The following is a 20477-nucleotide window of genomic DNA, read 5'->3' on the forward strand; positions in this document are numbered from 1 at the left end:
TCGCAGGCCTGCCTGTGATCGGATGGCCACCCACGGCCGATGCTCAGCCGCGATGGCAGGATTGCCTGAGCCGCGTCCGCTCGCGGGCCTCCCCTAAACTGCTCGGGTGATTGATCCCGTACTTCTGCGCGAGCACCCGGACGTCCTCAAGCGCTCGCAGGAGGCGCGCGGCGACTCCGTCGAACTCGTCGACGAGGCGCTCGAAGCCGACCGTGTGCGCCGCGCGGCGATCACCGAGGCCGAGCGGTTGCGCGCCGAGCAGAACGCTTTCGGTAAGACAGTGGCGACGGCCACAAAGGAGGAGAAGGTCGCGCTCGTGGCCGAGGCCCAGCGCCTCGCCTCCGCCGCACGGCAGGCCCAGCAGGAGGCGACCGACGCCGGCGAGCGCTTCACCGTGCTCGTGAAAAAGCTCGCCAACCCGATCATCCAGGGCGTTCCCGCGGGCGGCGAGGAGTCGTTCGAGCTCGTCAAGACGGTCGGCGAGCGCCCGGTGTTCGATTTCACGCCCCGCGACCACCTCGAACTCGGCGAACTGCTCGACGGTATCGACATGCAGCGCGGCGCCAAGGTCAGCGGTGCACGCTTCTACTTCCTCAAGGGCCTCGTCGCCCGCCTCGAGATCGCCCTGATGAACCTGGGGCTCGAGAAGGCGCTCGCCGTCGGCTTCACGCCGCTGATCACGCCGACCCTGGTGCGGCCCGAGATCATGGACGGTACTGGCTTCCTCGGCGAGCACGACGATGAGGTGTACCGCCTCCGCGACGATGACCTTTACCTCACCGGCACCAGCGAGGTGGCCCTGGCGGGCTATCACGCTGATGAGATCCTTGACCTCTCGAGCGGGGCCAAGCGCTACGCAGGCTGGAGCACCTGCTACCGCCGCGAGGCCGGCTCGGGCGGGCGCGACACCCGCGGCATCATCCGCGTGCACCAGTTCAGCAAGCTCGAGATGTTCGTGTACACCCTGCCCGAGGACGCGGAAGCGGAGCACGCGCGCCTCCTCTCGTACCAGGAGGACATCCTGCAGAGCCTCGGCCTGCACTACCGCGTGATCGACACCGCGGCCGGCGACCTCGGTCAGAGCGCCGCGCGCAAGTTCGACGTCGAAGCCTGGGTACCGACGCAGGAGACCTACCGCGAGTTGACGTCGACCTCGAACTGCACCACGTTCCAGGCCCGCCGCCTCGATACCCGCTACCGCACCGAGACCGGCAAGACGGCTCCGGTTGCCACCCTGAACGGCACGCTGGCGACGACGCGCTGGATCGTCGCGCTGCTCGAGACCCACCAGCGGGCGGACGGCTCGGTGCTCGTCCCCGAGGCGCTGCGGCCCCACCTCGGTGGCCTGGAGATTCTCGAGCCCGTCTCGTGAGCACCCGCTCCTCCGGCCGCCGCCTCGTCGCCCTCGACATCGACGGCACCGTCATGCACGAGGACGGCACCATCACCGACGCCGTAACGGAGGCGATCACCCGCGTGGCCGCGCAGGGTGACGAGGTCATGCTCGCCACCGGCCGCTCGCCCTCGTCAACCCTCCCGGTCGTCGCGCGCCTGGGCATCGCTCCCGAGTACGTCGTCTGCTGCAACGGCGCCGTGACGCTGCGCCGCGACTCCGAGGGCGGCTATCGCGTCGAAACCGTCGAGACGTTCGATCCGACCGACGTCCTCGAGACCATCCGCCGCTCCCTCCCCGACGCGCACTATGCGGTCGAGGACGCTGCTGGCGCCTTCTTCTACACCGAGGCGTTCCCCGGCGGCGCGGTGATGGGCGCCGAGACCACCCACGTCCCCTTCGAGGAGCTGCTCGGCCGGCTCTGCACCCGAGTCGTCGTGATCTCGCCCGCGACCGGCATCGACGAGTTCATTGCCCTCGTTGAGGAGATGGGGCTGCACCAGGTGAGCTACGCCATCGGCTGGACCGCGTGGCTCGACATCGCCCCGAACGGCGTCAACAAGTCGACCGCGCTCGAGGTCGTCCGGCAGGAGCTGGGCATCGAGCGCAGCGACGTGGTCGCGCTGGGCGACGGCCGCAACGACATCGAGATGCTCACCTGGGCCTCTGCGGAGGGCGCGGGCCTCGCCATGGGCCAGGCGCCGGACGAAGTCCGAGCCGTCGCGTCCGCGGTGGTACCGACGGTGCACGAGGACGGCGTGGCGGTGGCGCTCTCGGGGCTGCGCTGAGTTGGCCCGTTCGTCATCGAGGGTGAGAGCCTCCGAGCGCCCGTCCCAGGGCCGGATCCGGGCTGCGGGCCTCAGTTGCGAACGTGCCTCGCGCTCCGGACCCGGTTACTATCGGATGTCGCTTCCGCGGGAGCGACGAGGAGGGCTGTCCGAGCGGCCGATGGAGCCAGTCTTGAAAACTGGTGGGCAGAGATGTCTCGTGGGTTCGAATCCCACGCCCTCCGCCGCGTAAGTACTGGGATCGGCTTGGGTTGGCTCGCTCGTCGGGCAGGGTCGTCTGGGAGGCAATCCCCTCCGAAACCCCGCGTCATCAGATCTGAACGCATCGGCTAGCATCACGATGGTGACCACCGCACCGCCCGCGCCGAGCCACGACTTCCTGCCGGACCCGTTGCTCAACTTGACGCAGCGGAAGGGCCGGTATGGAGTCGTGTACCTTCGCGCCCTCGCTGGTCAGGTCGGCTGTGGGATCGAGGAGACTCCTCCGGGGGAGGATGTTCAGGCGATCGACGCCGACGTCAAGTTCCAAGCGGGAAGCGTCGCTGTTCAGGTCAAGACGACGCATAAGCACGCGATCGATGGCAAGAACGCCGAGATCCACTTCACGCCGCATGTGGACTGGCTTCGGAAGTGGGGGAAGCTCAAGGTCCCCGTCTACTTCGTGGTCGTCGTGGTGCCGGATGACAGTGGTCAGTGGTTGGATCACCACGCGGTCGGAACGCAGATGAACAGGACCGCCGCCTACTGGTGTCGGATCGATGTCACGACGGTCACCTCTGCGAACAAGATCGTGGTGCCGAGGAGTCAACGGCTGTCGGCAGAGACCTTGATCGCCTGGGAAAACGATCTCCTCGACTGTTTCAAGGCAGGTGCATGATGGCTAGCGCGCGAGACCTCCGGGTCAACGTAGCGAGCTATTTGGCGCGCAACGGCTGGCAGGCTGGAAGTGGCGGCGGAGCAGGCGAGCTGTGGACCCAAACGCGCCCGAACGCTGGCGACGTGCTGCTTGCGGTTCCGTACGAGGTGGACCAGGAATCCTTCGAGTTCAACGCCTTGGTTGAACGTCTTGCCATGCACGAGCGAAGAGACGTCGTGGTGATCCGCGATGCGCTCGAGTCGGAGTTTCTCGATACTCAGAGCTACCGAGTCTCTGATCGCTTCGTTCGAGATGACGCGGCTCTTTTGGGCAGCGCCTTCACGATCCTGAACTCAGCGCGCAAGCTCCTGCGAGCCGCAGCCACCACGGCCCGTAAGCCGCGCCCGCGCATCGGCTCAAATTACAGCAGGCCAGCGGATGAACTGGCCGCGAAGGCGAGGCTCTCCCACACGCGTCGAGGGTCGTTCGTGGTGCCGATCGTCATGCCAGTGGACCCGCCTGCTTCTTCTGACGGGCAGCTGGACTCCGCGCTGGCACCTATCGAGCCGAGCGAGCGCAGGGTTACTCGGACCCTTGCAAGCGCGGTCACCGCCATTGACACCATCGCGATCAAGCCGGAGAAGGAGCCTGGGCCCGACGAGATCATGGGTCTCGTCCAGAGTGGTGTCAGCATGGAGCTGGTTGCCGCGGTTCGGGACATCGCGCTCGATCCTGGAGTCGAGGCCTTCGACACCTCGTTCCGGTGGGCGGCAGCTCTCGGAGCGCCGGGTCGAATGCCGGACCGAGTGGTCATCCCACGCGAGGCAGCGTCGCTGCTTGGCAAGGTCGCCTTGACGCTCGGTAGGACCCGACCAGAGCCGGAAGCTTCGGTGTCTGGGCAGATTGTCCAGATCCGTTATGTGCAGGACGATCCGACTGGTGAACTTGCTATTCGCGTGGAACGGACGAATCGACAAGCCGACATTTTCGTCACTGTGAGTAGCGACGTCATCCATGATGCCTACGTGTGGGCTCGGAATCACCGGGCGGTGCTTGCTCGGGGGCTGATCGAACGAAGCCCGGGCCGTCCCCTGGCGATACCTAATCCCACGGATGTCGTCCCGATCGACGTCTTGTTCAACATCACGATCGATTCTTCGCTTTCCGAAGCTAGCGAGCGCTGACGAACGCCTCGAACTGCGCGATCTGCGCGTTGTAGTGGGCCTGGTACAGGTGGCCGTAGATGCCGTCGGAGCCATGGTGCCCCATCCACCGGCTCACCTCGTAGGGCTTGAACCCCGCGGCGAGCATCAGAGACGCGTACGTGTGGCGGAGGTCGTGGAAGCGCATCTTGTCCGCGTTGCCGAGGCGCTGCGCTGCAGGGACCATGTGGTATCGGCGCACCCGGCCCGTGTCGAGCGGCTGCGTCCAGTCCAGGCGGCGCGACGCGTGAGCGTTGCCCGGGAAGAACAGCGCGTGGAGGTCGCCGGAGGCCGGGTGCGCCACCAGCAGGCGCCGTAGCTCGGCGACGAGCGCACGGCTGCGCGGTCGGGAGTCGACGTCTCCTCTCGCGGTCAGCCCGCCCCCAACCCCGTCGCCCGCCACTTTCTTCCGGATCGCGCCACCCGTCTGTATAGGATTGCGCGACGCCCGGGGCCGATCCCGGGTTCGCACCACTGACGCCTCGACACCGGGAGACGGATGCGCCGTACGAGCCCCGCGACACAGACTCGCGACTCCGCACGCACTCCGCGGCCCTTGATGCGACACGGTCGCCAGAAGCGGCACTCGCTCGCGCGCACTCTGGTGAAGGGTGCCGCAGCCGTTGGAGGAGTCGGCGTCGTCGCCTCCGTGTCGGTCGTTGCGATCGCAGCGACCCTGGTTGTGCAGTCGGCGCGGCCGCCGGTCGACCTGCACCCGGTCGCCGCGGGCTCGGGTGTCCAGGCGGGCGCGGCCGCAGAGATCGGCGCTCTCGAAGGCGGCTTCAATGTCCTCGTCGTGGGCAGTGACTCCCGCAAGGGGCAGGGCGACGCTTACGGCGACCCCGAGCAGGAGACGAGCGTCCTCAATGACGTCAACATGCTGATGCATGTCTCGGCCGACCACAGCAACGCGACGGTGATCAGCTTCCCGCGCGACATGTACGTCGACATCCCATCCTGCGTGAACGCGGCGACCGGTGAGACGATCCCGGCACGGTCTGACATGAAGATCAACGAGGCGATGGGGAGCGACGTGAGCCTCGGCTGCGTCGCGGGAGTCGTCGAGGATCTGATGGGAGTCCGCGTCGACTACGGCGCGGTTGTTCAGTTCAACGGCGTGATCGAGATGTCGAATGCGGTCGGCGGAGTCGACGTCTGCGTCGCCACCGAGATCGCCGACCCCTACACCAACACCTACCTTGAGCCAGGCATGCACTCCCTGAAGGGTATGGCGGCACTGCAATTCCTCCGCAGCCGCCACGGCATCGGCGACGGCAGCGACCTCACCCGAATCAGCAACCAGCAGGTGTTCCTCTCCTCGCTCGTGCGTGAGATCAAGAGCACCGACACGCTGTTGAACCCGGTCGCCCTCTACGGCCTGGCGAAGGCCGCGCTGCGCAACATGACGCTCTCGACCGAGTTGAGCAACGTCAACACGATGGTGCAGATGGGCCTCGCCCTCAAGGACGTCGATCTCGCGAACGTCGTTTTCGCGCAGTATCCGACCGGTGCGACGGGGAGCGGTGTCGAGCCCGACCGCGCCGCTGGCGACATACTCGCCACCGCGCTCCAGACCGACCAGCCGATCGCCCTGACCGGCGGCACGGGTGCCGGAGCGAAGGTGGAGGGTGAGACTCCGGCTTCCGCCGATTCCTCGGCTCCCTCCGGCCCGGCGAGTGCCGAGCCGCTCGCGACGGCGGAGGCAACGCCCGGCACTCCCGCATCCGCCCCCGGGGATGAATCCAAGGTTGCCCTGCCACAATCGGTCACCGGCCAGAGCGCCGACCAGCAGACCTGCTCGGTCGGGTTCTTCGGCTGAGCCGAGGGCGGGCATGCACTGCACGTGCACACCTCCTCGGACGTTGACTGCGGGACAACCCGCGCCCCGCAGCCGAGAGAGAGCACGACCCAATGAGCCAACACTCGTCCACCAGGACCACAGCAGCACGGCACGGCCGCCTGCACCGTCAGAGCGGGCTGCGTTTCGCCGCGCGGGTCCTCGCGGCCTGTGTCGGAGTCGGAGTAGTGAGCACCGTCTGCATCGTCGCCATCGCGGTCTCGATGATTGCGGGCGGCGCACGCGCCGCCGTCGACCTCGGCAGTGGGCCGGCTCCCGAGATCGCTGCGATTGAGGGCGGAGTCAACATCCTGCTCGCCGGCAGCGACAGCGCAGACGGATCGGCCGCGGGCGCGTTCGGGGAGCGATCCGAAAACCTCAATGACGTGACGATGCTGATGCACATCTCCGACGACCACTCCACCGTCGAGGTCATCAGCTTCCCGCGCGACCTCTACGTGCCGATCCCCTCGTGCACGAATCCGGCGACCGGCGCTGTCTCCGCGGCGGTCAACTCCGCCAAGATCAACACCTCGCTTGAGGCCGGAGGACTGGCCTGCACCGTGCGGACGGTCGAGCAGCTGACCGGGCTCACGATTCCCTACGCCGCACTGATCCAGTTCGAGGGCGTTATCGAGATGTCGAATGCGGTTGGCGGAGTCGATGTCTGCGTCGCCTCGCCGATCCAGGACGAATACACGGGGCTGAACCTCGACGCGGGGACCCACACCCTCGTTGGAGCCGAGGCGCTGGCCTTCCTGCGCACCCGGCACGGAGTCGGTGACGGCAGCGACCTGACCCGCATCTCAAGCCAGCAGGTTTACCTCTCGTCGCTCGTGCGAAAGGTGAAGAGCGCATCGACGCTCTCGAATCCGGTCAATCTTTACGGACTAGCGAGGGCGGCGGTCTCGAACATGCAGCTGTCGACCTCGCTCCAGGACATCAACACGCTCGTCTCGATCGGGCTCGCCGTGAAGGACGTCGACCTCGCCAAAGTTGTCTTCGTCCAGTACCCGACGTTCATCGAGGGCAACGGCGTATATCCCAGCAAAGAGGCGGCGTCGGCACTGAACGCCGCGCTGCTCGCCGACCAGCCGATCACGCTCACCGGCACGACGGGCGGTGGAGCGCAGGCGCCGGGTGCGACGCCGACGGCCGCGGCTCCTGCGAATCCGACGCCCGCTGCGCCGACGACGGAGGGCCCCGTGACCCTTCCGAGCGACGTCTCGGGTCAGACCGCCCAGCAGCAGACCTGCACGATTGGTCGCCCGCTCTCCGACCAGTAGAGCGGCGGCAGGCCGTTGCCGACGCATCGAGGCTGCCCGCTGGCGCCGAGACACCGTAGCCGCCTGGCCGTCGCGGTCGGCATCGCGGTGGCTTAGCGATAGCGCCGGACGCCGGTGTCGCAGGCGTCGCGCGCGTGCGGTTATGATGGTCGTCGTGCGTCCGCCAGCGGGCGCTCAGGAGTCGTCGCATAGTCCGGTCGAGTGCACCACCCTGCTAAGGTGGAGAACCCTTTATTGGGTTCCGTGGGTTCAAATCCCACCGACTCCGCACCTCCCGAAGGCCCCGCTCCGGCGGGGCTTTCGGCGTTTCTCCGCATGTTGCCCGAGGGGCCGCACGACCTCGCGGTCACTGCTCGGCCTCGGTCGCACTCGGGCCCGGCGCCGGCTCGACCGGCTACCCTGATCGGATGCCCAGCCCGATCCTCGACACCCTGTCCGCCCCTCCAGCGCGGAGGGACGTCGCCTCGATTCGCGGCGCGCTCGCGGAGGTCGCGATCGGCGACTCCGTCCGCGTCCTCGTCCGCTCGGCACGCTACGGTCTCTACGGCATCGAGGGTGTCGTTCGGCAGGCGGTCGGCGGCGAACTCGTCGTCGCGGACGTGTTCCTCGGCACCGGCACCGAGATCCAGAGCATCGCGCTCGCGCCTGTTGCCGATGAGGTGGGCGGTGAGCGGTCCGTCGAGGGGCTGCAGCACGGGGACCTCGTGCGGGTCGCTTTTTCCACTCCCGCGCTCGGCTCATTCACGATGACGGGGCCGCTGACGGCCGGCGGGCGCGATCCGCTCCTCCTCGTGGGGAGCTGGATTGTCGCCGACGGCGCCGATGTCGGGCGCTATGTCGATCGCATCGAGCGCGTCACCGCGTCGACGATTCACGAGAAGCACGTCCCCGGGCACCGGTCGGCGGTTGAGGAGTAGCCGCCGTCAGCTTGAGCAGTGCGTCAGCTTGAGTAGAGCATCAGCTCTGGCAGTGCGGGCACCAGTAGGTGACCCGCAGCTGTAGCTCGTCGTCGCCGAGTTCGCCACGCTCGATCGGGGTGCCGCACCGGCGGCACGGCTTGCGGTCGCGACCATAGACCCACAGCTGCTGACCGGGGCGGAGATTGCCGGTGGTGGTGCGCTCGATGCGCTCGCGGTTGACCGTGATGAGGCGCTTCGCGAGCGCGATGGTCCGCACGAGGTCGCCGCTCTCGCCGACCGGGCGGGTGGGCAGCACGCCACGGAGGAAGCAGAGCTCGGCCCGGTAGACGTTGCCGAGCCCGGCCATGATCCGCTGGTCGAGCAGGGCCAGGCCGATCGGACGATCGTGGTCGGCGGAGAGACGGCGCAGCGCTTCGTCGGCGTCCCAGTCCGGGCCGAGCAGGTCGGGGCCGAGGTAGCCGACGACGTCCTCCTCCGCCGAGCGCGGCACGATCTCGAGCAGGCCGAGTTCGAAGCCCACGGCTTGCCAGCGCTCGGTTTCTAGGATGATCCGCGCTTGGAACGCCGGCCGATGCCACTTCGGCTGCCGGCCGTCGCCCCGCGCATAGAGGTGCCAGCTGCCCTCCATCTTGAGGTGGGAGTGGATCAGCGCGTCGCCCACCCGCATCAGCAGATGCTTGCCGCGCGGTAGGACCTTATGGATCGTCTCGCCGGCGAGATCGACGGTCGCGTACTTCGGCACGCGGACGTCGCAGCGGGTCAGCACGTCGCCGTCGAGCGCTTCGGCGAGGTTGTGGGCGGAGCGGTACACGGTGTCACCCTCGGGCACGGCTGCCCCTTCCCGCGCTCACGAGCGCATCCTCAGGCCCCGGGGATTGGCCACGAAGCCCGCGGCGGTGAGCGCGTCGCCGAAGGGCGTTCCCAGTGCGAAGACGCCGTCGATCTTCTCCACAGTGAGCTTGTCGACTCCCCGGGAGCGGACGAGCTGCGAGAGTGCTCCGGCGGCGTCGGCCAGGACGACTTCGTCGTCGCTGAAGGTGAGGGCGGTCTTCCCGCCACGCTCGAGGTAGACCGCGAGCGCGCCGTCGACCACGGCGACCAGGGCGCCGGCCTTGCGGCCCGGACGGTGGCCCTCACTCTGCGGCCACGGGAGCGCAGCTCCGAAAGGGTTGGCCGGATCCGTCGCCGCTAGTGCGAGGACCGGCCGTGACCGCTCCTGCGCTTCGTCCTGCGGGGCGAAGGTGCGGAGGCGGTCGACGCTGCCCGCGGTTCCAAACTGGGCCGCGCCGAGCTTCTCGATGAAGTAACCGCGGCGGGCCCGACCCTGCTGCTCGAAGCCACTCAGCACCTTGTAGGCGAGCGCGAAGCCACCGAGAACTCCCTCGGCCTGCACGGAGCCGCGCGTCACGATGCCGTAGCGCTCGAGCAGGGTTTCGCCGAGCGCGTGTCCGCGGACCGTGGCGTCGGATTCGGCCAGGGGCACGATCGACCAGCGGCCGCCCGCTGTCGGGGGACCAACCCGGGTTGCCATCGTGGGGCGCGCGGTCATCCGTCCCCGGGGGGCGCGGGCCCGGGCAGGTGCGCGCGGTTGCCGGTGCGCGCCGCCGGTCGACCCGACGAGCGTGCGCAACGGTGCGAGCGTGTCGTTGGTGACCAGACCCGCCCACACCAGCTCCCAGAGGGACCCGACGAGGCCGGCGTCATCGGTCGAGCCCACCGCGTCCGAGAGCTGGCGGAAGAAGTAGCCGCCGCCGGAACCGAGTACGCCCACGATCTCCTGCTGCAGATCGCCGAGCGGCACGGTCTCGGCGGGTACGGGCAGGGTCAGACCGGCGGTCTCGGCGAGGTGCAGGCTCACCCAGCCGTCGTTGCCGGGGAGGGTGCCGGCTCCGGCCCAGAGCACCTCGCCGGTGGCGGTCAGCTCGTCGAGCAGGGCGGGGGAGTAGTCGCGCACCCGCGCGGGCAGGATCAGCGACTCCCAGGCTGAGGCGGGGATCGGCGCGCCGGCGAGTTGGTCAATGACGGACGCAACCCCATCGACCCCGCGCAGCGAGCCTCCGACGTGCTGCCAGGCGGGGAGGAAGCGGCCGTACGCGGCGGCATCGACCGGCTCGACCTCTTTGCGGAGCGCGGCGAGCGATCGGCTGCGCAGGCGCCGCAGCACCTCTGCATCGCACCACTCCGTGCCGGTGCCGTTCGGCCTGAACTCACCCTCCGAGACGCGGCGCTCGCCGGCGAGCCGGCGCAGGGTGTCGGCGACGACCGCGACGCCGAGGCCCAGCCTCGCGGCGACTGCGGTGGCGGTGAACGGGCCGTGGGTGCGGGCATAGCGGGCCACGAGGTCGCCGAGCGGATCACGGACCGGGTCGATGAAGGCAACGGGCACGCCGATTGGGAGGGGCACGCCGAGCGCATCGCGGAGGCGCGAAGCGTCCTCCATCGCGGCGTAGCGCTGCTCGCCGCCGAGGCCGACCGGCAGTACGCGCTTGGCGCGCACAAGTGCGGCGACCTGCGCCTCGAGGACATCGCGGTCGATTGGCGCGGCCTTCGCGACGTCGGCGGAGGCGACCGCCTCGTCGACCAGCCGCTCGCCGAGCTCGTCGATCGTGAGCGGTCCGAGCAGGCGGAGCAGGTCAGCGGCTCCCTCAAGGCCGCGCAGTCGGCGCTCCGGCTCGACGCGCTGCAATTCCCGCTCGATCTGCGCGAGGACGAGTGGATCGAGCAGCTCGCGCAGTTCGGCGCGGCCGAGGAGCTCGCCCAGCAGGGCGGCGTCGACCGAGAGCGCGGCGGCGCGTCGCTCGGCCAGCGGGCTGTCACCCTCGTACATAAAGGCGGCAACGTAGCCGAAGAGCATTGAGCGGGCGAACGGGCTGGCGGTCGGGGTCTCGACCTCGAGGATTCGCAGTTCGCGTCCGTCGAGGCGCGCTGCGAGGCGCAGCAGCGCGGGCAGGTCGTAGACATCCTGGAGGCACTCGCGCACGGTCTCGAGGATGATCGGGAAGGTCGGGTACGTGCGCGCCACGTCGAGAAGCTGTGCCGCACGCTGACGCTGCTGCCAGAGCGGGGAGCGCTTGCCGGGGTTGTAGCGAGGGAGCAGCAGCGCCCGGGCCGCGCACTCGCGGAAGCGGGCGGCGAAGAGGGCCGAGCCACCGACCTCGCTGGTGACCAACTGCTCCAGCTCTTCGCGCTCGAAGAGGAACAGTTCGGCGCCGGGCGGCTCGGACTCCGTGTCGGGGATCCGCACGACGATGCCGTCGTCGCCCGCCATCGCCGCTCCGTCGACCCCGTGCCGCTCGCGGACGCGGGCGCCGATGGCGAGCGCCCACGGCGAGTGAACCTGCATGCCGTAGGGGGAGTGCAGGACGAGTCGCCAGTCGCCCAGCTCGTCACGGAAGCGTTCGAGCACGAGGGTGCGGTCGTCGGGGATCTGCCCGGTCGCGAGCCGCTGCTCGTCGAGGAAGGAGAGCAGGTTGTTCGTCGCGTACTCGTCAAGCCCGGCCGCGGTACAGCGCTCGCGGGCCGTCTCCGGCACCGATCCCCCGATCTGGCGGGTGAACGCCCCGATCGCCTCGCCGAGCTCGGCCGGGCGGCCCTGCGAATCGCCCTTCCAGAAGGGGAGGCGCCCCGGCTCGCCGAATGCGGGCGTCACGATCACGCGGTCGTAGGTGATCTCCTGGATCCGCCAGCTCGTCGCTCCGAGCGCGAAGACGTCGCCGACACGCGACTCGTAGACCATCTCTTCGTCGAGCTCGCCCACTCGGTTGCCGCTAGACCCTGGCTCGCCGACCATGAACACGCCGAAGAGCCCGCGGTCAGGGATGGTGCCGCCACTCGTCACGGCGAGGCGCTGGGCGCCCGGGCGGCCCGTGAGCGTGTTCCCGTCGCGGTCCCAGACCAGGCGCGGGCGCAATTCGGCGAACTGGTCGGAGGGATAGCGACCCGAGAGGAGGTCGAGGGTCGCCTCGTAGGCCGATCTCGGGAGCGATACAAACGGGGCGCTGCGGCGGACGGTGTCGAACCACTCGTCGACGTCGAGGCTCTCGAGCGCGGTCGCGGCGACGGTCTGCTGGGCGAGGATGTCGAGCGGATTTGCCGGCACCGAAATGGCCTCGATCATCCCGGCGCGCATCCGCTCGGTGGTGACGGCGGTGTGCAGCAGGTCGGCACGGTGCTTGGGGTAGAAGGAGCCGCGCGAGACCTCGCCGACCTGGTGCCCGGCACGGCCGACGCGCTGTAGGGCGCTGGCGACCGACGGCGGCGTTTCGACTTGCACGACGAGGTCGACCGCGCCCATGTCGATGCCGAGTTCGAGGCTCGAGGTCGCCACGACGCAGCGCAGACGACCCGACTTGAGATCATCCTCGATGATCGCCCGCTGCTCCTTGCTCACGGAGCCGTGATGCGCGCGGGCAAGCAGCGGCTCGTCCTCCGGAGCCGACTGTCCGATTCCGCTGGTGCCGCCAGCAGCGCCCATGAGCTCGGCAGGTTCGCGGCGGATGGCGGCGGTGGCCTCGCCCAGCAGCGCGCCGACCGCAACCGGCTCGCCTGCCCGCTCAACCTCGGCCTCCCGCCGCTCGGCGTGGATCTCGTTCAGCCGCGCGGTCAACCGTTCGGCGAGTCGTCGGGAGTTGGCAAAGACGATGGAGGACGTGTGCGCGAGCACGCGGTCGACGATCGACTCTTCGACGTGCGGCCAGATCGATCCGCTCTGCGCGCCGGTCGCCCCCATCGTCGAGCCCTCCTGCGGCGCGGCGGCGCCCAACTCCGACATGTCCTCGACGGGGACGACGACGCTGAGGTCCCACTGCTTCTCGGAGGCGGGCGCCACGATCGTGACGGGCGAACGGCCGGCGAGGAACCGCGCCACCTCCTCCCGGGGGCGCACGGTCGCGGAGAGGCCGATCCGCTGGACAGGCTTGGGGAGCAGCGCGTCGAGCCGCTCGAGCGAGACGGCGAGGTGCGCGCCGCGCTTAGTCGACGCGACCGCGTGCACCTCGTCCACGATGACGGTCTCAACCCCGCGCAGCGACTCCCGCGCTGCGGACGTCAGCATGAGGTACAGCGACTCGGGCGTCGTGATCAGGATGTCGGGCGGCGTCTTCTGCAGTACCCGCCGCTCGGCGGCCGGAGTGTCGCCCGAGCGGACGCCGACCGTCACGGTAGCCGGGGCAGTGCCGACGCCCTCGGCACTGAGCCGGAGCGCGGTCTGCGTGACGCCGACCAGCGGAGAGCGGAGATTGCGCTCGACGTCGACCCCGAGTGCCTTCAGCGGTGAGACATACAGCACACGCGTGCGATGCTGCGGATCCTCAGGAGGCGGGCCCTGCACCAGCCGGTCAATCGCCCAGAGGAACGCGGAAAGCGTCTTGCCGGAGCCGGTGGGCGCGACGACGAGGGCGTGCGCTCCGCTCGAGATGGCCGACCACGCTCCCTCCTGAGCGGCGGTGGGAGCCGGGAACGCACCCTCGAACCACGCCCGCGTGGCGGGGGAGAAGCGATCGAGGACGTCCGGCATGCGTTCATCCTCTCTGCCACCTCCGACATTGCCGGGCACAGGCACCGGGGGCGAGCCCTTGACGGCGAGCCTGGAGCACTCGGTGGCGCGAGTCAGGCGAAACCGAGGCGGACGAAGGTGCCGATGTCGGCGAGTTCCGCCTGGCTCACGCCGTGGGCGACTCCCTCGTAGACGCGCGCGTCCAGGGCCGTGTGCCCGAGAAACCAGGCCCCCGCCTCTCGGACGAGTTCCTCGGGAATCACGGAGTCGAGCGTGCCGCGCCCCCAGAAGACCGGGGGACGGTCGCGGGCGAGGCGCTCGTCGGCGTCGTCGCCCTCGGCGAGCGGCACCACGAAGCCCGAGAGCGCGACGGCGAAGGCGAAACGGTCGGATGCGCGCCGCAGCAACTGCACCGCGAGGGCGGCGCCCTGCGAGAAGCCGAGGAGCCCGACCGGACCCGCGTGTCCGAGGGAGTCGAGCCAGTCGAGGACCCCGCTCACCGCCTCCTCGACCCCGGTCGGGTCAGCGCGCGGCTCGTCTGGATCGAGCGGAACGCGCAGCGGCCACCAGGCGTTCGCTCCGCCTCCCAGGGGAAGGGGCGCTCGCAGCGACGCGAGCACCGGCTCCAGCGGCAGGTAGGCCCCGAGCGAGAAGAGATCGCCCTCGTGGGAGCCGTAGCCGTGCAGCAGCACCAGGAGGGGACGCCCTCCACGATCGCGTTCGGACGAGGACCACAGCACCGCGTTCGCGTCGATTCCCACCTGACCATCCTCTCCCGAAGCGCCCGTGACGGTTACGCCGGACCGAAGAGCCTTCCGGGTCGGGTAAGAATGGCACCATGAGCGTGCGAACCCCTGACCCCAACTCCGGGTGGCTGTCTGACGATGAACTCGCCGAGATCCGCCGACGGCTCCCGCTGCTGTACGTCGAGGCAGTGCCGGTGCGGGTCGATGGACTCGGGCAGGTCACCGAGGTCGGCATGCTGCTGCGCGCGACGCCCTCTGGCCAGATCACGCGCACGATCGTCTCGGGCCGTGTGATGTACGGAGAGACCTTGCGCGACGCGCTGTTCCGCCACCTCGAAAAGGACCTCGGCCCGATGGCCTTCCCCCTCCTCCCGGCGAGTCCCCTGCCCTTCCACGTCGCGGAGTACTTCCCGATGCCGGGAATGGGCCCGTTCACCGACGACCGCCAGCACGCGGTTTCCCTCGCCTACGTGGTTCCGGTCACCGGCACCTGCGACCCTCGTCAGGACGCGCTCGAACTCACCTGGATGACCCCGGACGAGGCATGCTCCGAGGCTGTCTCCGCCGAGATGGAGGGCGGTCGCGGCGCCCTGCTGCGCGCCGCACTGGCCTCAGTGGGCAAGCTGGGCTAGCCGCGTGGACGCCGGAGCGTCGTGCCGCGGTTGCCGCCCTGAGACGCCGAGGACGGTGCGCCGCCTCGCGGCGCACCGTCACACTCATCCCTGCGCGCGTCGCCCCCCGCGGCGCTGACCGCCGGCAGACTCGCGGGCGGGTGCAGTCGAGGACGCCCCACCCGTCGCGGTGCTGTAAAACGAGCGCGATCCGCCGGAGGTCGAGGGTGCGCCGGCCGAGCGGCTGCGGCCGCCGCGTGCACCGCCGCGGGCGGCTCCCTCGGTGGCGCGGTCGCGGCGGGGACGGTCGGTGTCCGCGGTCGAGCGTCCTCCGCGGGGCGCCGTGGTGCCCTCGGTGCGCGCTACGCGCTTGCGCTGAGCATTCGCGCCCTGCGAGCGGCCGCCCTGCGACTGGCTGCGGACAGGCTCGACCACGGCGGTCGGCGTGACGTACGCGGCGACGTCGCCGACGAGCTTCGCGACGGCGGCCGAGTCAGCCGTGACCTGCTGAGGGGCGACCTGGATCGCGGCCTTGCGGAGAAGCGTCTTCACGTCGCTACGCTGCGTGGGCAGAACGACGGTGACGACGTCTCCCTCGCTGCCGGCGCGGGCGGTGCGGCCCGAGCGGTGCAGGTACGCCTTGTGTTCCATCGGCGGGTCGACGTGGATTACGAGCTCGACGTCATCGACGTGCACGCCTCGGGCGGCGACGTCGGTGGCGACGAGGACCTTCACGGTGCCTGCCCCGAATGCCGCGAGGTTGCGGTCGCGGGCGACCTGCGAGAGGTTGCCGTGCAGATCGACGGCGGGGATTCCCTGGCCAGTGAGCTGCTTGGCGAGCTTCTTCGCGTGGTGCTTCGTGCGCATGAAGAGGATGCGGCGGCCGGTGCCTGACGCGAGAGTCTTCACGAGGGCATTCTTCGAGTCGAGACCGTCGACCTCGAAGACGTGGTGGGTCATCAGGGCGACGGGCGAGTTGGCCTCATCGACCGAGTGCAGCACCTCGTTCTGCAGGTACTTCTTGACCAGCTTGTCCACGCCGTTGTCGAGCGTGGCCGAGAACAGGAGGCGCTGGCCGCCGCGCGGGGTCTTGTCGAGGATCCGCGTGACGACGGGCAGGAAGCCGAGGTCGGCCATGTGGTCGGCCTCGTCGAGCACGGTGATCTCGACGGCGTCGAGGTTCACGAAGCCCTGCTTCATCAGGTCCTCAAGGCGACCGGGGCAGGCTACGACGATGTCGACGCCCTGCTTGAGTGCGGCGACCTGACGCTGCTGCGACACGCCTCCGAAGATCGTGGTCGTGACGATGCCGTAGGCGTTGGCGAGGGGCTGCATGGCGGCCGTGATCTGGGTGGCCAGCTCGCGGGTCGGTGCCAGGATGAGGCCGAGCGGACGGCCAGGGCGACGGCGACCGCCGGAGAGCGCTCCGCCGAGGCGGGCGACCATCGGGATGGCGAAGGCGAGAGTCTTGCCGGAGCCGGTCTTGCCCCGGCCGAGGACGTCGCGGCCGTTCAGGGTGTCGGGCAGCGTGTCGACCTGGATCGGGAAGGGCTCGGTGATGCCGTTCGCGGTGAGCGCGGCCACGAGCGGGGCCGGAACGCCGAGAGCGCTGAAGGAGGGGATGTTCGACATGGAGTGGTGCCTTTCAGGGGCATCATGCCGATCGAGGACGCGCGGGCGGTGGCCGGGGCACGGGTGATCGGCGTTCGGGCGAAGGTGACGGTGGTCACATCCGTTCGCCGTACGATTCGGTGCGCGCGGCCGGGGCCTCATGCACGTGCGCCAGATGGTCGGGACGGATCCTCGACGGTCAGAGTCCTAGGGACAAGGGGCGTTCTACGACGCGGGGGAGCGCAGTCGTTGCGCTCGCACCGTCCCACTCTAGCGGGTGGCGATCCATCCGCGCATCGCGGTCTGCACCCGTGAGCCGTCGGTGTCGCTCAGCTTGGCGCCGACGAACCGTTCCACCCAGTCCGAGGTCTGCACCCGGAACGGTGGCACCTCCTCGCGGAGGGTCCTCAGGATCACGGCGGCGATGTCGCCCGGATCCTGCGCGTGCGTCGAGGAAAAGGTGGATGCGGCGCGATCGAGGTAAGCACTGAGGGCGGACGCGTACGGGCCTGCCTGGGCGAGCATCGTGTTCGCGTCAATGCCCGCGTTCTCGACGAAGCTGCTCCGTACGGCGCCCGGCTCGACGAGCGAGACCTGCACGCCGACCGTGGCGGCGACCGGGGCGAGAGACTCGAAGAAGCCCTCGACCGCGAACTTCGCCGCGCAGTAGGCCTCGGCGAACGGCTGGCCGATGGCCCCGCCGACGCTCGAGACGGTGACGATCCGTCCGCGCGAGCAGCGGAGCATCGGCAGTGCGGCGCGCGTGACCGCGACCGTGCCGAAGAAGTTGACCTCCATCACCCGGCGCAGCTCGGCCGGATCCTCGTGCTCAACCGTGCCGAGGTGCCCGACTCCGGCGTTGTTGACGAGAGCGTCGAGTCGGCCGTGCTCCTCCTGCACCGCGTTCACGGCCGCCGCGACCGAGTCAGCATCCGTCACGTCGAGCGCCCGGATGTCCAGGTGGAGCCGGCCGTCTGCGGCCGCGGCGCGAAGTTCCTCCGCTCGCTCCGGGTCGCGGACTGTCGCGACCACCTGCCAACCGGATCGGGCGGCCTCGACCGCGGTCACGCGGCCGATCCCAGTGGAGGTTCCGGTCACGAGGAGGACGGGACGGGGCATGCGTAGTTCCTGCTTCCCGGCGCTCGGCAGCGCCGTGAGGAGGCTAACGGCCGAGGCTCCGAGCGCGTCCAGCCTCCGGCTGGATGCCGACCCACGCATCTACCATCTGACGCCCGGATCAGCCGCGGTAGCGCTCGCCCACCGGCACCTCGACCGTCAGCGTGTTGCCCGCTTGGGCGAGAGGGCAGGCCCAGGCGGGGTCGTAAGCGCAGGAGGGGTTGTAGGCGAAGTTGAAGTCGAGCACGAGGGTTCCGGGCGCGGCACCCGGCCCGAGGTCCGCTCCCTTGACGGTGTCGAGCAGGTAGCGCCCGCCCCCGTAGGTGCCTCCGGGCGTCCCGGCCAAGGCGTCCTTGACCGGGAGAAACAGGCCGCCGCCATAGGAGGCGAGCCGCCACACGTCGAGGCTGCCGGCGTGGGGCACCTCGACGGTGCCGATCAGCTCGAACGGCACGGTGCCGTCGGTGCCGGTCTCGACCTCCATCCGACGTGCCTGGTCGGCCGGAACGATCTCGAGCTCGAACCGCCAGGCAGCGTCGTAGGGCGCGATGGGGAGCGAGCGGAAGTGCGCTCGATCGCCCGGCAGGAGGGGAGTGGACGGATGCTGCGCGAAGAGCGCGTTCCGCCCGCGGATCCATGAGGCGTGCGCGGCGAGCAGATCGACGTTCGAGAGGCGGCGGACCTCGGCGTAGAGGGCCTGCATGTGGCGGCGCCAGTCTGTGACCTCGATCGCGCTCGCCAACTTCCGGCTCAGTGAGGTGGTGCCGGTGTCCAGCTCATCCTCCCCCGTCGACGGCCACTGCAAATGCAGGAGCTCGGAGCGCGAGATCTCCTCCGTGTCCTCGGGACTCATGCCGCCTCCCCTCGTGGGCGAGTGTCGGCCCCGACGTCGTGCCGCCACGAGGGCGCGAGCGAGCGGATGCGGATGCCCCGCCACTGCCAGAACGCCCACACGGACGGCCAGAGCGCAGCGGAGGCAAGGCCCGCCGAGAACTCGAGCCGGTCGCGGAACAGAGTGCGTCCGTCGGCAAGCGGTGCGACGGCCATGCGGTGGTCCCAGGCGGTGATCAGGCGGAGGGAGCCCGAGAGCGGTCCGCCGCTGTCGCGGAGGATCCGCACGTCCGGCATCGAAGGCACGCGGCGGTAGGACAGGTCGATCTCCTGCGCGCCCACCGGCAGGATTCCGAGCGCGTCCATCGCGACGTCGTGCGGGCCTAACCCCCAGGTCGGCCGGAAGCCGCCCTCGTCGAGCGAGGCAGCAGTCAGGAGGGGCGACATCACCTCGCGGAACACCGCCGGACTCTGCAGGGCGCGCCAGGCGGAGTCGGCGTCGGTATCGAGCACGTGCTTGAGCATCACCTTCACGCAGGACATCCTCCTCTGCCGGTCGCCGCGCAGGAACCGGATGCGCACGCGTGCTCCGACGTGTATGCACCGCGCTCGGTAGCGTGGCGGCGTGAGTGCCGCGTCCTTCGACCAGTCGACCTATCAGATCCGCTTCGAGTGGGGAGCCCGGGCGCTGCGCGTGCTCGCCCCCGCCGATGTCACTGTCGTCGTGGATGCTCTGCCCGGCGGTCGTGAGCTCGACCTGGGCTCCGTCGGGGGCCGGATGATTCGCGCCGGGCTGACCGACCGCACCGCTGTCGCCCGTTGGGTCCTCGCCCGCCAGCACGACAACGGCGGCCGCACGAGCATCAACGTCGTCGCGGTGGGCGATGTCGATGAGCGTGGCCATGTGCGCTTTGCGCTGGAGGACCAGCTCGCCGCGGGCGCCGTCATCGACGCGCTCATCGGGCTCGGCATCGACCATGTGTCGCCCGAGGCCGCCGTGGCCTGCGCCTCGTACGAGGGACTGCGCCGTGCCTGTGCGCACCTGCTCACGGCGTCCGCCTCCGGACGGCTGCTGGCTGCGGAGGGACGCGCCGATCAGGTGCGCGCCGCGGCCCTCGTCGACACGGCCGACGAGGTGTTGGTGCTGCGCTAATCCTCGTGCTCCTTCGACTCCGGCCTCGTGCGATCTGCAGGGGACCGTGCGCTGTGCAGGGGGACGTGCGATCTGCAGGGGGATGTGCGTTGTGCAGGAGGACGTGCGAAGGGCAGGGGATTCTGGTCCCGACGTCGCGACGAGGCGGCGCGATCGGCGTCCGCGGACGCATCCCCTGCACAGCGCACCGTCCCCTGCAGATCGCACGAGGCCCCGCCCACCCTCGACCACCGTGCCGACACCGGCGTAGCGTTCGGACGGGAGCCGACACTCCGCCGCTCCCGAGCCTCGACCGAAAGCTGGCCCCATGAAAGCCGTCCTCCACGACGTCGTCCTCGCCGACGCGCCCGACTCCGACCTGATCTCGATCGAGGGGAACTGGTACTTCCCGCCGTCGAGCATCGCCGAGGGCGTCCTCGTCGAGAGTCCTACCCCCTACACCTGCCCCTGGAAGGGTGAGTGCCAGTACTTCTCGGTGCAGACCGCCGACGGCCTCGAGAAGGACAGGGCGTGGTCGTACCCGCACCCGTACCCGACCGCGTTCGACCGCGTCGGTAAGGACTTCTCGGGCTACGTCGCCTTCGACCCCTCGGTCCGCGTCTCCGACTGACCTGCCTGCCGTGGCGTCGACGG

At 69.8% G+C, this 20477-nt stretch carries 18 protein-coding genes and 2 tRNA genes; 12 read left to right on the plus strand and 8 right to left on the minus strand.

The features are described from left to right. Nucleotides 1-106: 106 nt before the first annotated feature. The 5 genes from serS (at nucleotide 107) to HRF29_RS11235 (ending at nucleotide 4221) form a co-directional block, all read left to right on the plus strand. A complete protein-coding gene (gene serS / locus HRF29_RS11215; protein ID WP_173248826.1) occupies nucleotides 107-1372 on the plus strand; it encodes a serine--tRNA ligase in 1266 nt (421 codons plus the stop codon). Beyond that, nucleotides 1369-2181: an HAD family hydrolase gene (locus HRF29_RS11220; protein WP_343043726.1), complete on the plus strand. Its 813-nt coding sequence runs from the start codon at nucleotides 1369-1371 to the stop codon at nucleotides 2179-2181. The genes serS and HRF29_RS11220 overlap by 4 nt, the downstream gene beginning before the upstream one ends. Nucleotides 2182-2320: 139 nt before the next feature. Further along, nucleotides 2321-2405: transfer RNA gene (locus HRF29_RS11225), tRNA-Ser, on the plus strand. Nucleotides 2406-2524: 119 nt separating this feature from the next. Beyond that, nucleotides 2525-3058 (plus strand): DUF4365 domain-containing protein, encoded by a 534-nt coding sequence (locus HRF29_RS11230; RefSeq protein ID WP_173248829.1) that lies wholly within the window; start codon nucleotides 2525-2527, stop codon nucleotides 3056-3058. Beyond that, nucleotides 3055-4221, plus strand: coding sequence for a hypothetical protein (locus HRF29_RS11235; protein WP_173248831.1), 1167 nt, complete (start codon nucleotides 3055-3057; stop codon nucleotides 4219-4221). The genes HRF29_RS11230 and HRF29_RS11235 overlap by 4 nt, the downstream gene beginning before the upstream one ends. Here HRF29_RS11235 and HRF29_RS11240 read toward each other — a convergent pair. After that, a complete protein-coding gene (locus HRF29_RS11240; RefSeq protein ID WP_173248833.1) occupies nucleotides 4208-4642 on the minus strand; it encodes a site-specific integrase in 435 nt (144 codons plus the stop codon). The two genes, HRF29_RS11235 and HRF29_RS11240, sit on opposite strands and share 14 nt — an antisense overlap. Before the next feature lie 156 nt (nucleotides 4643-4798). Here HRF29_RS11240 and HRF29_RS11245 point away from each other — a divergent pair, with 156 nt between their 5' ends. From HRF29_RS11245 to HRF29_RS11260, 4 genes are all read left to right on the plus strand, one after another. Beyond that, a complete protein-coding gene (locus HRF29_RS11245) occupies nucleotides 4799-6058 on the plus strand; it encodes an LCP family protein (RefSeq protein WP_246226950.1) in 1260 nt (419 codons plus the stop codon). Nucleotides 6059-6150: 92 nt separating this feature from the next. After that, on the plus strand, nucleotides 6151-7362 hold the full coding sequence (locus tag HRF29_RS11250; RefSeq protein WP_173248837.1) for an LCP family protein: 1212 nt from the start codon (nucleotides 6151-6153) through the stop codon (nucleotides 7360-7362). Nucleotides 7363-7539: 177 nt separating this feature from the next. Further along, nucleotides 7540-7630 (plus strand) — tRNA-Ser (locus HRF29_RS11255). 139 nt (nucleotides 7631-7769) lie between these two features. Next, a complete protein-coding gene (locus HRF29_RS11260) occupies nucleotides 7770-8279 on the plus strand; it encodes a hypothetical protein (RefSeq protein ID WP_173248839.1) in 510 nt (169 codons plus the stop codon). Between the two features lie 40 nt (nucleotides 8280-8319). On the opposite strand, the gene HRF29_RS11265 is transcribed toward HRF29_RS11260, so the two are convergent. The 3 genes from HRF29_RS11265 to HRF29_RS11275 form a co-directional block, all read right to left on the minus strand. Then, complete coding sequence (locus HRF29_RS11265; RefSeq protein ID WP_173248841.1) at nucleotides 8320-9111, minus strand: Fpg/Nei family DNA glycosylase; 792 nt, start codon at nucleotides 9109-9111, stop codon at nucleotides 8320-8322. Nucleotides 9112-9129: 18 nt separating this feature from the next. Then, complete coding sequence (locus HRF29_RS11270) at nucleotides 9130-13797, minus strand: ATP-dependent helicase (RefSeq protein WP_173248843.1); 4668 nt, start codon at nucleotides 13795-13797, stop codon at nucleotides 9130-9132. Nucleotides 13798-13889: 92 nt separating this feature from the next. Further along, the gene (locus HRF29_RS11275) at nucleotides 13890-14537 is read right to left on the minus strand and encodes an alpha/beta hydrolase-fold protein (RefSeq protein ID WP_173248845.1); all 648 of its coding nucleotides are present in this window, start codon (nucleotides 14535-14537) and stop codon (nucleotides 13890-13892) included. Between the two features lie 77 nt (nucleotides 14538-14614). On the opposite strand from HRF29_RS11275, the gene HRF29_RS11280 reads away from it, so the two are divergent. Continuing rightward, a complete protein-coding gene (locus HRF29_RS11280; RefSeq protein ID WP_173248847.1) occupies nucleotides 14615-15154 on the plus strand; it encodes an NUDIX hydrolase family protein in 540 nt (179 codons plus the stop codon). Nucleotides 15155-15238: 84 nt separating this feature from the next. Here the strand turns inward: HRF29_RS11280 and HRF29_RS11285 are convergent, their stop codons facing one another. The 4 genes from HRF29_RS11285 to HRF29_RS11300 form a co-directional block, all read right to left on the minus strand. Next, nucleotides 15239-16765: a DEAD/DEAH box helicase gene (locus HRF29_RS11285; protein WP_173248849.1), complete on the minus strand. Its 1527-nt coding sequence runs from the start codon at nucleotides 16763-16765 to the stop codon at nucleotides 15239-15241. A gap of 249 nt (nucleotides 16766-17014) precedes the next feature. Beyond that, the gene (locus HRF29_RS11290) at nucleotides 17015-17863 is read right to left on the minus strand and encodes an SDR family oxidoreductase (protein WP_173248851.1); all 849 of its coding nucleotides are present in this window, start codon (nucleotides 17861-17863) and stop codon (nucleotides 17015-17017) included. 118 nt (nucleotides 17864-17981) lie between these two features. After that, nucleotides 17982-18563 carry a DUF1684 domain-containing protein gene (locus tag HRF29_RS11295; protein ID WP_246226968.1) on the minus strand — a complete coding sequence of 194 codons (582 nt, stop codon included), beginning with the start codon at nucleotides 18561-18563 and terminating at the stop codon, nucleotides 17982-17984. A 146-nt stretch (nucleotides 18564-18709) separates the two neighbouring features. Continuing rightward, nucleotides 18710-19234 (minus strand): hypothetical protein, encoded by a 525-nt coding sequence (locus tag HRF29_RS11300; protein ID WP_187698416.1) that lies wholly within the window; start codon nucleotides 19232-19234, stop codon nucleotides 18710-18712. A gap of 82 nt (nucleotides 19235-19316) precedes the next feature. Here HRF29_RS11300 and HRF29_RS11305 point away from each other — a divergent pair, with 82 nt between their 5' ends. Beyond that, nucleotides 19317-19844, plus strand: a complete 528-nt coding sequence (locus HRF29_RS11305) for a 2-phosphosulfolactate phosphatase (RefSeq protein ID WP_173248857.1) — start codon at nucleotides 19317-19319, stop codon at nucleotides 19842-19844. A gap of 307 nt (nucleotides 19845-20151) precedes the next feature. Beyond that, nucleotides 20152-20454: a DUF427 domain-containing protein gene (locus tag HRF29_RS11310; RefSeq protein WP_173248859.1), complete on the plus strand. Its 303-nt coding sequence runs from the start codon at nucleotides 20152-20154 to the stop codon at nucleotides 20452-20454. Nucleotides 20455-20477 lie beyond the last annotated feature (23 nt).

Source organism: Rathayibacter agropyri (assembly GCF_013249015.1).
GTDB lineage: Bacteria > Actinomycetota > Actinomycetes > Actinomycetales > Microbacteriaceae > Rathayibacter > Rathayibacter agropyri.